This window comes from Desulfitobacterium sp. LBE (assembly GCF_007830365.1).
Taxonomy (GTDB): domain Bacteria; phylum Bacillota; class Desulfitobacteriia; order Desulfitobacteriales; family Desulfitobacteriaceae; genus Desulfitobacterium; species Desulfitobacterium hafniense.
Window position 1 is genome coordinate 4,873,251 of record NZ_VLKD01000001.1, and the last position, 13,405, is coordinate 4,886,655.

General features: G+C 53.4%; 6 protein-coding genes. 5 read left to right on the top strand and 1 reads right to left on the bottom strand.

The annotated features are described in order from the left end of the window. The first annotated feature begins 3 nt into the window (after positions 1 to 3). The 5 genes from DESLBE_RS23010 (at position 4) to DESLBE_RS23030 (ending at position 12,601) form a co-directional block, all read left to right on the top strand. The gene (locus DESLBE_RS23010) at positions 4 to 3,582 is read left to right on the top strand and encodes a non-ribosomal peptide synthetase (protein WP_144678321.1); all 3,579 of its coding nucleotides are present in this window, start codon (positions 4 to 6) and stop codon (positions 3,580 to 3,582) included. A gap of 37 nt (positions 3,583 to 3,619) precedes the next feature. Further along, complete coding sequence (locus DESLBE_RS23015) at positions 3,620 to 9,214, top strand: non-ribosomal peptide synthetase (protein ID WP_144678322.1); 5,595 nt, start codon at positions 3,620 to 3,622, stop codon at positions 9,212 to 9,214. Positions 9,215 to 9,232: 18 nt separating this feature from the next. Next, the gene (locus tag DESLBE_RS23020; protein WP_144678323.1) at positions 9,233 to 10,315 is read left to right on the top strand and encodes an NAD-dependent epimerase/dehydratase family protein; all 1,083 of its coding nucleotides are present in this window, start codon (positions 9,233 to 9,235) and stop codon (positions 10,313 to 10,315) included. After that, complete coding sequence (locus tag DESLBE_RS23025; protein ID WP_144678324.1) at positions 10,290 to 11,072, top strand: alpha/beta hydrolase; 783 nt, start codon at positions 10,290 to 10,292, stop codon at positions 11,070 to 11,072. Before DESLBE_RS23020 ends, DESLBE_RS23025 begins: the two co-directional genes overlap by 26 nt. Before the next feature lie 200 nt (positions 11,073 to 11,272). Beyond that, positions 11,273 to 12,601: a salicylate synthase gene (locus tag DESLBE_RS23030; RefSeq protein WP_243131368.1), complete on the top strand. Its 1,329-nt coding sequence runs from the start codon at positions 11,273 to 11,275 to the stop codon at positions 12,599 to 12,601. On the opposite strand, the gene DESLBE_RS23035 is transcribed toward DESLBE_RS23030, so the two are convergent. Next, positions 12,598 to 13,395, bottom strand: coding sequence for a MerR family transcriptional regulator (locus tag DESLBE_RS23035; protein ID WP_144678326.1), 798 nt, complete (start codon positions 13,393 to 13,395; stop codon positions 12,598 to 12,600). The genes DESLBE_RS23030 and DESLBE_RS23035 overlap by 4 nt on opposite strands. Positions 13,396 to 13,405: the final 10 nt, after the last annotated feature.

Sequence of the window (13,405 nt, forward strand, 5' to 3'; positions counted from 1 at the left end):
TTCATGGAACATAAGGATCTAAAAACAGCGGCCATGGAGTTTGTGGTCCAAAAAGTCCGGGACCTGTTGGCCGCGGAGCAGATCGCCGCCCATAGCAACCTCATTGAGGAGGGGCTCAGCTCCCTCATGATCATGCAGATTGCCGGCGGCCTCCGCAAATACAAGCTGAAGATTTCCTTTGCCGCTTTAATTGAGAAGCCTACCCTGAGGGGCTGGGCGGAGCTCATCAACAAGGCAAAGATCAGGGAAGCCGGGAAGGTCCCGGAAGGGGCGGCGGAACGGGCAGTGGAAAGGGCGGCGGAAGAATCAGGGGGAGAGCCCGGAGGTCAATTCCCCCTTACGGATGTGCAATATGCCTACTGGGTGGGCAGGGATGACGGTCAGCCTTTAGGCGGTGTAGGATGCCATGCTTATCTGGAATTTCATGGACAGTTTATCGATCCCTTAAGGCTGAAGCAGGCCTGGAATGCTCTGCAGAGACATCATCCCATGCTGAGGGCGAAATTCTTCCCCAATGGCCGGCAGGCCATCATGCCTTCCCCTTACAGTGAGGAGATGGAGGTGTTTGATCTGGGGGGATTGGCCCCGGATGAGCTGGAGGAAGAGCTTTTATCCATAAGGTCCGCTCTGTCCCACCGCAAACTCAGGGTGGAGGAAGGTGAGGTGGCCGGCCTTGCTCTGGCTCTCCTTCCGGACAACACCGGCAGGCTTTTCCTCGATGTTGACCTGCTGGTCGCCGATGTTTTAAGCCTCAGCCTGATCATCCGGGATCTGGCGGAAGCTTATCTGGGGAAGAAGCTTGCCGAACCGCCGGAATATACCTTTCAGGATTATATCCGCAGCAGAGAAGCGGAATCCGCACACCAGGACCGGGAGGAAGATAGAGGGTTTTGGGAAGGCAAGCTGCAGGCCATGGACTGGGCAGGGCTGCGGATGCCCCTGCAAACCAAGCCTGAGTTGATCGGCAAAACCAAATTCAGCAGAAGGCAGGTCAGCGTAAGCCGGGAGGATTGGCAAAGAATCAGGCAAACCGCAGCCCGCTACCAGTTCACCCCCTCCATGCTCCTGCTGACCGCCTATGCCCTCGTCCTGGAAAGATGGTGCAGCCAGGAGAGCTTTTTCATCAATATTCCCTTATTCAACCGGGATCTGGAGGACGAGAGGATCAGCACCATGGTGGCGGATTTTACCAATCTCCTGCTGGTTGAATTCAGGAGAAAACCCCGGGAAACCTTTCTCATGACCATGGAACGGGTTAAGAGCACATTTTTGGAGAATGTTGCCCACAGCGGTTATTCCGGTGTGCGTGTGCAAAGAGATCACTTTGGGAAGATGGGGGGGATGGGTTTTGTGGCGCCGGTTGTGTTCGCCTGCAACATCGACTACCCCCTGGAGACCCCCTTATCCCGTCAGGCCTTTGGCAAGGTGGGCTATATGGTGTCCCAGACACCCCAGGTATGGCTTGATTTTCAAACCTATGTCCATGATGAAGAGCTGATGCTCTGCTGGGATGCGGTGGACGAATTATTCCCCGGGGGTTTACTGGATGATATGTTCGGCGCCCTCCAGGACCTGATCCAGGGGCTGGCCCAACATGATGACTGGAATCAGGAGTTTGATGTCCTGCCCCCGAGGCAGCAAGTTCAACGGGCCGGGGAACTGGCAAAGCTTCTTCCCTTAAATCCTCCCTCCAGGACTCTGCTTGACGACTTCCTGAGTCATGTCCGCCAAAACCCTGACAGCATCGCCCTTATCGACAGCGGGACTCAGAGGGAGGTCACTTACGGGGAATTATACCGCAGGGCATTGGCCGTGGCTGGATTATTGGTCCGGAAGGGAGTCCAACCCGGCGACTATGTCGGCATTTTCCTGCCAAGGGGATGCGGACAGATCTATGCCATATTGGGTATTCTCATGGCCGGCGGGGCTTATGTTCCCATCGGCATTAACCAGCCGGAGGAGCGGCGGCGGAAGCTGTATAAGCAGATCGGCTTAAAAGCGCTGGTAACCCATAGAGAAGCTTTCCCCGGCGGGCCTCCGGATCATGAAGGTATCCTGGTGGTGGGGCCGGAAGCGGGGATGGATAGAAAGGGGAGCGATAGAGAGGGGATGGACACAGGAGGCCTGGAGGTGGGGACAGACACAGGAGGTCTGGAAGTGGGGACGGACAAAGGAGGCCCGGAAATGGGGACAGACAAAGGAGGTCTGGAAAAGCCGGTCATGGCTTCCCCACAGGACAGCGCTTATGTCATTATGACCTCCGGAAGTACCGGGAGCCCCAAAGGAGTGGAGATCAGCCATGAGGGAGCGGTGAATACCATTGAGGATATCAATGGCAAATTCGGGATATCAGCCAGGGATTCGGTCCTGATGGTTTCCGCCATCGATTTTGATCTTTCGGTGTACGATCTCTTTGGCATGCTCTCGGCGGGGGGCAGGGTCATTGTCCTGGACGAAGAGAACTATAAAGATCCTGATGTCTGGCTGAGGCTTATGCAACACTATTCCCTATCGGTTTGGAATTCGGTTCCGGTCCTTTTTGATATGCTGGTGACCATGGCGGAGCAGCGGGGTGCGCCTGTTGACTTAAGGCTGGTCATGCTTTCCGGCGATTGGATAGGGCTTGAGCTGCCCCGGCGATTCTATGCTCTGAACAGAAAGGCCACGGTGGTGGCCCTGGGAGGGGCGACGGAGGCTTCCATATGGTCCAATTATCAGGTTGTGCCAAAGAGGCTGCCCCCGGACTGGATCACCATTCCTTATGGTCACCCCTTAAAAAACCAGATCTATAAGGTCATGGACCCTTGGGCCAGGGTCTGCCCCAATTATGTGGCCGGGGAACTTTGGATAGGGGGAGCCGGGGTGGCCAAAGGCTATAGGGGTGATGAAGCCTTGACCGGGCAGAAATTTAAAACGGACACCATCCCCTGGTACAAAACTGGTGATTCAGGAAGAATGTGGGAAGACGGCACCATTGAATTATTGGGCAGGCTGGACAATCAAGTCAAAATCAAGGGTCACCGCATTGAGACCGGAGAAGTGGAAAGTGCCCTGATGAAGCTGCCCCATGTGGCCAATGCTGTGGTGTGCCTCAGCGAAGAACATGGGGATCAGGTGCTGGCGGCCTATCTGGTGGCCAAGGAAAAAAGGTATCTGGAGAGCGAGGGGGTAAAAGAGGCTCTGGCAGACTGCCTTCCCCATTATATGATCCCGGCGGTCTATGTTTGTGCCGGGGAGCTGCCTTTAACGGTCAATGGAAAACCTGACAAGAAACAGATCCGTGAGCTGTTAAAGAACCGTTGGCAGAAGAGGTCTTTCTCGCCGCCGCAGGGGGAAATGGAAGAGCAGATAGCCAAAGTGTGGCAGGAGGTGCTGCACAAAAAAGAGATATCCCGCCATGATAATTTCTTTAAATTAGGGGGGGATAGTCTGAAAGCGGTGGAGATCGTCACCAGAGCAGGAGCGGTGTTAAAGCTTCCCCTGATGATATCCATCCAAACCCTGTTCCGCTTCCCCACCCTGGGGGAATTTGCCCTGGAAATAGCCAAGCTGGGCAGCGGCTATGAAGAAGAGATCATCTGAAGAAGTTCATGAGCTAGGTTAGAGGAGGTTGCCGTCAATGACGATTGAAAAAAGAATGAAGGAATTCCGCAACCAGGGGATTGTTTTATGGCCTGAAGGGTCAGCCTTGAAATTCAAAGCGCCGAAAGGTGCGGTTACGGAAGAGATAAGAGGCTTTTTAAAAGAAAATAAACAAGGGATTATCCAGTACCTGGAGGGGAACCAGCAGGCCGGTTTGGCCAGGAACACGGGGGGCCGGTTCAATAAGTTTCCTTTGACCGATATCCAGAATTCTTATGTGGTGGGCCGCAATAAGCACTATGAATTAGGCGGGGTGGCCTGCCACGGCTATCTGGAAATCGAGTTTGAGGAAATTCTGGATATGAGGAGGCTGGAGGCGGCCTGGAATAAGGTCATCCAAAAGCATGATATGCTGCGGGCCATCGTCTACGATGTGGGATACCAAATCGTTCAGGAAACGGTTCCCCTGATAAGGATTCCGGTCCTTGATCTGGGCGGGGAGAGGAATGACCAGGGCCGGGAAGCCCTGCGGGAAAGCCTGGCCCATAAGCAATACCCCTTGGGCCGGTGGCCCATGTGCGAGGTGGCGGTCAGCCTGGATGCCGAAAAATCAGTGGTCCATTTTTCAGTGGATATGCTGATCGCTGATTTTTCCAGTATGAACATTATCCTCAATGATCTGGAGCATTTTTACAGAAACCCTGAGGGGCCCATCAGCTACCCCACCCTTTACCGGGATAGTGTCATATATCAAAATGACCGGAAGAGGCTGAATCCCCGGGAGCGGCAGGCCGCCGAAGCCTATTGGGAGCAAAAGCTGCCTTCTCTGGGCGAAGCCCCGGAGCTTCCGGTCATCAAGAAAACCGGACTGACGGAGCATACGTTTTCCCAAAAGAAGCTGTTCCTGGAGAAGGAAAGGTGGCAGGCCTTTTGCGAGCGAGCCAAAGAGGCTCAGATTACTCCCTCCGTGCTGGTCATGGCGGCCCTGGCGGAAGTGACCGCCTTATGGTCCTCAAGCCATAAGTTCAGCATCAACACAACCATCTTCAATCGTCCGCCCCTTGCCGAAGATATCCAGCAGGTTGTGGGGGATTTTACCGATGTCATCGTTTCTTCCATCGATCTGGATTTCAGTATTCCCTTCAGCCAAAGGGCCCAGGCTATCCAAAAGGATCTTTGGGCGGATTTGGAACACAGCGCTCTGTCCGGGGTGGAAGTGCTCAGAAAAATGACCAAAGAGCGTAAAAAGAATATCATTATCCCGGTGGTTTTCACAAGTACGGCAGGGATTGCCGGCAAGGAGGACGCCACGGTCCGCAGAAGGGTCCGCTACAAGATCAGCCAAACTCCCCAAGTGTATCTTGACTGCCAGGTAGCGGATGAAAATGGCGGGGCGAAAATAAATTGGGATGTCAGGGATGGGGTTTTTGAAGAGCCGGTGCTCAACGACATGTTTGAGAGTTTTTCCCGCTTAATCAGCTCCCTTTGTGATCCTGAGCAGCAGGTTCTGGCAGATCATTTTCCGGTGGAATTGCCCCTGGGAACCAGGGAAGTAAGAAAGATCATTAACGCCACGGCCAGGGAGTATCCTCCCCGGATGATGGAGGAGGGGTTCCTTCATTCCCTGAGGCACTATCCCAACAAGACGGCGTTGATCACAGACCGGGAGGAGTTTACCTATGCATCCTTTTCCCGCTATGTGAAGACCGTGGTGGATCTGTTGAAAAAACAGGATGTGCAGCCCGGGGACAGGGTGGGCATCAGCATCGATAAAAACCAATGGCAGATCGCGGCGGTCATGGCCGTCCTGTTGGTGAAGGGGACCTATGTGCCCATTGATGTCCACCAACCCTCTGCCCGCCGGGAAAAAATCATGAGGGGAGCCGGCATTAAAGTGCTGTTAATCCAGGATGAGGGCTGCTCTCCCCGGGAGGGCCGTATCGCCCGGGAAGGCAGCCCTGCCCAGGAAGGCTGCCCACCCTGGGAAGGCTGCACCACCGTCAATCTGCAGGAAGTGTCCTTGGGAAGTGAGCCTTTGGATGTCTTTACCCCCGATCCCGATTACGACCGGCCGGCCTATATTATCTTCACCTCCGGGACCACCGGGGAGCCCAAAGGGGTGGTTATTTCCCACCGGGCGGCTATGAATACCATCATGGATGTCAATCACCGCTATGGAATAGACGAATCCGATGTGTTTCTTTGCTTAGCCAATCTCTCCTTTGATCTGTCGGTCTATGATATTTTCGGCTGCTTTGCGGCGGGGGGCACCTTGGTTATGCCCGCTTCGTCACAGATCAGGGACCCCAAATATTTGTATGATCTGATCCTGCTGAACCGGATCAGTGTATGGAACTCGGTTCCGGCACAAATGCAGATGGTGGTCAATTATCTGGAATCTGTGGAGAGCATGAAGAAGAAAACCTCCTTGAGCAAGGTGTTTTTATCCGGGGATTGGATACCGGTCAACCTGCCTGGGCGCATTGGCGCCATGTTTCCCCAGGCCAGGGTGGTCAGCATGGGCGGGGCCACGGAGGCCTCCATTTGGTCGATTTATTATGATATTGCCAAAGGTGAAGTCTTTGGGAAAAGTGTTCCCTATGGGAAGCCCATGGCCAATCAAAGGTTCTATGTGCTGAACGGTGAGGGGCGGCCCTGCCCGGATTATGTGGAGGGGAACCTGTATATAGCCGGTGATGGCTTATCCCTGGGGTATTTGAACGATGAGAAGCTGAACGGGGAAAAGTATGGCAGGCTGTCGGCGACGGGGGAAAGAATTTACCGGACCGGGGACAGGGGGTACTACAGGCGGGATGGCAATATCATGTTCAGAGGCAGGGAGGCCGGTGATGAGCAGATCAAAATCCACGGCCACCGCATCGAGCTGGCTGAAATACGTACGGCCTTAACCGACTATCCCCTGATCGATTCAGCCCTGGCCCTGGCCGTAGGGACGCCCCCCGATGAATTAAAGATCAGTGCGGTGATTACGCCCAAACGCAGGTCGGAACAGCAGGATATCGGGGCAGATGATGAGGAGCTGGCCATGCTGGCCGCCGCGGGCCGGTTTTATGAGGCAGGCATGGACGGGGAATTGCTGGAAAAATGGACGGCCAAATCGGAAGAAGTGGTGATCAGCGATATCTATCATACCTTCAAAGGCTTTGGGATCTTTGCGGAAGTGGATAAGCGCCATGCCTGGGAGGAAATCATTCAAACCATGAACATTCCCGAAAAGCTCCATAAGCTGACCAAATTATGGCTGCAGGTGCTGGTGAAAGAAGGGGTGCTCCGGGAAGAAGAGCAAGCCTTTGCTTTGATGGAACATAACCTTCACCTCGATTCCGGGGCCCTCTGGGATGAGTTCTACCGGATTGAAGAGGAGTTCAACTACAGCCGGGAATTTGTGGATTATCTGAAAAAATCCAGCGATGTGCTGCCGGAAATGATTCAGGGACAGGAAAACCCTCTCAACGTGCTCTTCCCCAAAGGGGATGTGGCACCGGCCATGGCGGCCTACCATGATAACAAAATCAATCAGATCCAGAACGGGATTGCGGTTAAGGAGGTCCTTTATCTGTGCCGCCAAGCCAACCAAAAAGAGCCGGGCCGGCCCTTCCGGATTTTAGAGGTGGGGGCGGGAGTGGGCGGAACATCCCTGGATCTGATCCCCCAGCTGGAAGGCCGGCAGGTGGAATATCATTTTACCGACCTGTCCGCCTTTTTTCTCAATCATGCCCAGGAGAATTTCCGCTCCTATGAATGGGTGAACTATGGACTGTTTGACATCAATCAGGATTTTGCCCTCCAGGGCTATGAGGCCTTTTCCTTCGATTTGATTCTCTGCGCCAATGTTCTGCACAACGCCAGGGATATTCATGAGGTGATGGATAACCTGAAGCACCTGCTGGTGGACCGGGGAACCATGATCATTCTGGAGGAAACCCGCGTCAGCTATATGCTGCTGACCTCCATGGAATTTAAGGACGGACTGACCGGATTCCAGGACGAGCGGGGGGAGGAGCAAACCTTTTTCACCAGGGCCCAGTGGGAAAAGATCTTCAGCCGCCACGGCGGGGAGGTAGTTTTTGAATTTCCCGGTCAGGACAGCAAGCTGGATATCTCCGGCCAAACCATCTATATCACCAGGTATGCCGGGGAGTATGAGCCCTTGGACAAAGGGCGGGTGCAGGAGCATTTAGCCAATACGGTTGCTCCCTACATGATTCCAAGCACCCTGCTGGTGCTGCCGGCCCTGCCCCTGACGGACAATAAGAAGGTGGATATGGGCAGGGTAAGGGCCTATCTGGAGCAAAACCACCAGGCTTCCGGGACGGAGCCGGGAGAAAAAGCCTTGCCGGAAACGGAGCTGGAGAAGCGGATTGCCGCTATCTGGTGCCGGGAATTAAAAATAGCTTCCTTAGGCAGGGAGGACAATTTCTATGAGGTAGGGGGAGATTCACTTCTGATCGCCCAGGTGGTGGGCAAGATGGTGGAAGAGATCGAAGAGGCGGAAGGCTGGGAATGGAGCGCCTTGCTGACGGAAATGATGCAAACGCCCACGGTCAAAGAGGTCGCCGCCAAGATAGAGAGATTCTTCAGCCATAGGGACACCTTTATTGATCCCTCCCTGATCCAAATCAAAGACAGCCGGCTGCCCCGGGAGCAGTCCGTGGCCAAGGTGCTGTTCCATGCGGGAACAGGGACCCTCTCCGCCTATACGGATCTCATCGCCTATATTGAAAAGGACAGCAAAGAGGATGAAAGTGTCCTGGGATTTTCCTTTGGCAATGAGGTTGACTATATTTCCATGGAGACCCAGGAGACCTTCAAGCTGCTGGGCAAAAAATACGGCAAAATTCTCAGCGGCTTAGGGTTTGCCAATTATATTCTGATTGGGCATTGTGTAGGCGGGGTGATTGCCCTGGAGGCGGCGGAGCATCTGCGGGAGTCCGGGCATCGGGTTTCCGATGTCACCTTGATCAGCGCCACCATTCAAATGCAGAAAGAGATGACCCACTACCGGGAGCTGCCCGATCAGGTGTATGCCCGAGCCTTGGAAACCAGCCTGGACAATGAGCTGCTGCTGGAGCGCACCTTTGCCCGGCTGATTAACGCCAATGAGTATGAAGCGGGATATACCACCCAGGAGGCGGATCTGGAACGGTGCATTGAATTCCTGGTCAAAGAACGCCAGGGTGAGGTAAGCGCCGAAGCCTTGTGCTCTTTGGACGGTCCGTATCAGGAGATTGGGGATAACTTTAAGGAGCTGTCCAGAAAGCCGATTTCGGAAAGGCTGAACGATCTCTACGCCACCATTGAGCGGTCTGAGTCCAATTTAATGGAGCATGAACGGAGGATGCTCAATACCTTGTTTAATATTTTTTCCCAGAATTTCGGCTGCGTGGCCAGCCATGAGCCCAGACCCTATGGGGGGCAGGTGCGGTTGTTCTCTTGTGAACAGCAGGAAGGGAGCTTCTTCCGGGAGTTTTTTGGGGAGAACCTGGAGACCTGGCTGCCCTATCTCCAAGGGGAATACAGCTATGAGGTGATCGCCGGCCAGCATTTTGATTGTATTGTTGAACCCAATCTGGAAAAGAACATCGGCAAGATCCTGGATTTCCGATACTAAAAGAGAAGAGGGGATTCTATGCACCGTATAGGGGTTTTAGGCGGTACGGGCGAAATAGGGAGCAGAATACTGAACCTGCTGAAGGGTCAATACAGCCTGATGGCTTCCTATCATAGCCAAGCCAGGCCATCTGCCGCCGGTTGTGAGTATGTAAAGCTTGACATTGCCGATACTGAGCAGCTGCAGCACTTCTGCCGGCAGTGCCATGTCCTGATCAATTGCGCGGGGGCTTCTTTCCTCAATGGGGAGAAGGTCGCCCGGATGGCTGCCGACTGGCAGGTCCCTTATATTGATCCTTCGGGGGAGGCCTTTCTGGAAGAGCGGCTGGCGGACAGAAAGGATAAGGCTGTCTTTGTGCTGTCCGCCGGCTATTTTCCGGGGATGAGCGGGCTGCTGATGCGGCATGTCTGCCAGTCCTTTGACACTCCGGAGACCATCAGCGGCCTGAGTGTAAGCGAAGAAATACCAAGCATGTCGGCTATCGAGGATTTTATTCTCACCAATTTATCCGGTTTTGGGACGGCGCTCAGCTATTATGAGCAGGGGGCTGTGGTCAGGGATGAAGGGGAAAGGAGGGAGAGGATCAGGGGCAGGGAGTTCCGCTTTCAAAATTATCTGACCGTGGAAACGGCAAGGGTTGCTCAACACTATGGGCTGCAGGAAGCCCATTGGTACCATTCATCCTTTGGCGACCGGGTGATCCGCAAACTGCAGGAGGCGGTCATCCAATATAAGCTGGGGAGAGCCGGCTACAAAAGCATTGTCCGGGAGGTGATTGAGATATTCCGGCAAACCATGGCAGGCCGTGAACCCTTCAGTTATACAAGGATTGAGGGGCAGGGGCTGCTGGGGAAGGAGCGGGCCCTGATGAGGGCGGAGGCAGCCAGCCCTTGCAGCAGCGAGACCAGCGCCATCATAGCCGCTTATGCAGCGAAAGCGGTTTTGGCGAAGCCTTTGCCCCCTGGCATCTATTACGCCATGGACATTATTGATATGGAGGAAATACTCAAGGATCTTGCTGAGCTGAAGGCAGAGATCCGGATCAGTAAGGTAGTTTTGGAACAGGAGGTTGATGATGAGTATGAAGAAGGGGAATTGTAAGCTGCACAGGCTGGGGGAACCCCATGGCCCCAAGGTGCTTTTGATTCATGGGGCGGGATTTTATTGGCAAACCTGCTTTGCCAGGATCATAAGGGACCTGAAAGACCGGTATTGCCTCCTGATTCCGGAACTGGAAGGGCATACCGCCCACCCCAGGGAATACATGGTCTCGGTGGAGGAAACGGCCGGTAAGCTTGGCGAAGCTTTAGAGGAACTTAGGGTTGATAAGGTTCAGGCCGTCTACGGGGTTTCCCTGGGTGCCAGTGTAGCCGTGGAAATGGCTATCAGGGATAAGATCAAGGTTATGAACCTGCTCCTGGATGGGGGCCAGTATGAAGCCATGGGGGAAATGACGGAACAATACGCCAATATCATGGCCGATGCTTTTTTAAAACTGCTGGCCGGGGAACACCTCCCCTCCCCGGTTAAAGAAAATATGGGCTTTGCCGCCAACAATGATGTGGAGGTTCTCCAACCCCTCATTTACGAGCAGATAACCCGGGAAGCGCTGCTCCATGCGCTTTTAGCCGCTTACCGCTATGATCTGAAAGGGAAAAACGCCAGGGTGGAGGCCCGGGTCTCGGTGATGATCGGAGGCAATGAGATCTATGGGGCCCAGTTCACCCCCTTGCTGGAAGAAATCAGCAAACAGCCCCTTGATATCTATGAGTTTCCCAACCGAGGGCATGCGGAAGTGTTGAGCAAAGAACCGGAGAAAATAGCCCGGTTGATCAGGGAGATTTTGAATTATTGTTGATGTGGAGTATCGGCAGGAGATGATAGGCGTCTGGCGGGGATTGCCTGGCTGCCATACTGATACTGAAAAAGCCCAAAGGCGAAGCCCATGTGTCGATCCCGCCCGACACATGGGCTTTGTTAAAGCAGGTATCAGCCATGCTGTTTCAATTTGAAGAGAGGGTGGATTTTTGTCAGTGGATGGAAAGGGAGGAGCATCTTATGAAAAAATACTATGAGAAAAACATCTCAATAGAAAGCAGCAAGGCAATTTATGAGATTGCCGGCCGTCTGTGCGGTGGTGAAAAGGAGAATGTCTATTTATATGAAAACAAGGATTGTGTTTCCGTAGGAGTAGGGATATATTGTGAGATCATGGTTACTCCGGAGGAGATGGTTATGGAAAAGGAGAGTGTCAGACAGAGCATCAAGGTATCCGATCTCTGCCGGGATCTTGATAAGCTGTTTAAATCTGTGGCTGTTGATTCCTGGCGAGCCTATGGAATTGCCAACTTCGGGTTGGCCAGATACTTATATGATCTGAACAGGGGAGGGGAAACAGAGGAACTCTTTCATTTCATCATACCTGATAAAGAATACAGGGTCCATAAGGACAGGATTCTGTTGCGTGCTCTTAATCAGGAAGCTATAGAAAGGATGGAGAAAAATATCGTCAATGCCTTGCAAAACAATGCAAGCGAAAACAATGCCATACTTTATGATGGGCAAGAGATCTTAATATTTGATCAAGAGTATTATAAAGAGATCGTTGAACTTGGGGTTAAAGAGATCAGGAATAAAAAATATCAGAAAGTTATCTTATCCAGAAAGATTCCGGTGCACCATCGATTGGATATGCTGCAGACCTACCTGCAGGGAAGACGGGGAAACACGCCGGCCAGGTCGTACTATTACAGATTTCCCGAGCTAGAGGTGGCGGGCTTCAGTCCGGAAACCATTGCTGAAGTGGATGATGACGGCACCGTTTATACATTTCCCCTGGCCGGAACCAGAGCTTTGCTTAATGATTCGGAAACCAATAACTATTTAAAAGAGGAATTGCTGCACGATGCTAAGGAGGTCGCCGAACATGCCATGTCGGTAAAGTTGGCTGACGCAGAGCTGGAACAGGTGTGTGAACCGGGTTCGGTAGCGGTAATCGAGTTTATGTCGGTGATTGAACGGGGAACTGTGCAGCATTTGGGTTCCCGATTAAGAGGAAAGCTCAGGGCGGAGTACAATTCATGGCATGCCTTTTGCAGCCTGTTTCCGGCGGTTACGGCTTCCGGAATCCCTAAAAAGGAAGCAATCGAAGCCATTGGCAGGATGGAAAAGGATGCCCGCAATTTATACAGTGGCGGTGTGTTAACCTATGATAACAATGGAACCTTGGATGCGGCGCTGGTCTTGAGAAGCATAGTTCAGGATTCGGAGGAAACATGGGTTAGAGTAGGAGCCGGAATTGTGGAAATGTCACATCCGGCAAGAGAGTTGACAGAAACTCAGGAAAAGGTCAGCAGTGTGGCAGGACAATTGGTTAAAGAAGGTTAATTGACGCGGACCCAGACCAGCAGGTAGAAAAGGGGCCCCTTTTCCGTGCGGTCAATATAGAGGAGCCGTCCCCCCGTGCAGCTGGCAAAGACATAGCCGTGGGCTTCTGCGTGTTCCAGCAGGGGGGAGATATCCTGGGGGCACAGTGAGAAAAGGTCCCGGGTGGTGATACAGGTGCGGATGAAGCGGCCTCCAGGCTGGTAATAGGCGCGGCCGTCCAGGGGAAGCTGAAACTTCTCCACATAATGAATAAGAGCGCCCAAGCCAATCTGAATGTCGTAAAGATCCGGTCCTTTTCGGCTGTTCAGTTCCTCCAGGGGGATGGTGGCGGATACATAGGTGAAGGGAAAATGCTTTACCCACTGCTCCACCCCGCAGTCCGGGAGAAAGCCCTTCTGCCGGTTAATCGCCGCCACTGCCCAGGTGGGCGGCCCTTCGAATTCCTCCACCTTATTGAGAATCCGTACCCCGCAGCTGGCGTAGATCCGGGTCTCCTGCATGCGGGAAAGCTCCAGCCGGATCATCTCCATTTCCCGCTCCAGCTCATCTTCCCGAGCTGCCAAAAGCTGGTTGTACTCCCCGATGCTGCCGGAGGAATCCCGGATGGATTCAAGCTGCATGCCATAGGTGCGCATTTCTCTGGTCAACAGGGCGGCAAGGGCATCGTTTACAGTGTAGTCGTAATAGCCGTTTTCCCTCACCTTGGGATTCAGCAGCCCGATCTCCCGGTAATGCCGGATGGTCTCCGGCGTCACGCCGATGCAATCCGCCAATTTGCGAATGGTGACTTTCATAAATAATTTC

What these genes read in the sequence shown, in the direction of transcription:
- DESLBE_RS23035 (WP_144678326.1), bottom strand. Translation starts at nt 13,395, where the DNA reads ATGAAAGTCACCATTCGCAAATTGGCGGATTGCATCGGCGTGACGCCG.
- DESLBE_RS23020 (WP_144678323.1), top strand. Translation starts at nt 9,233, where the DNA reads ATGCACCGTATAGGGGTTTTAGGCGGTACGGGCGAAATAGGGAGCAGA.
- DESLBE_RS23030 (WP_243131368.1), top strand. Translation starts at nt 11,273, where the DNA reads ATGAAAAAATACTATGAGAAAAACATCTCAATAGAAAGCAGCAAGGCA.
- DESLBE_RS23025 (WP_144678324.1), top strand. Translation starts at nt 10,290, where the DNA reads ATGAGTATGAAGAAGGGGAATTGTAAGCTGCACAGGCTGGGGGAACCC.
- DESLBE_RS23015 (WP_144678322.1), top strand. Translation starts at nt 3,620, where the DNA reads ATGACGATTGAAAAAAGAATGAAGGAATTCCGCAACCAGGGGATTGTT.
- DESLBE_RS23010 (WP_144678321.1), top strand. Translation starts at nt 4, where the DNA reads ATGGAACATAAGGATCTAAAAACAGCGGCCATGGAGTTTGTGGTCCAA.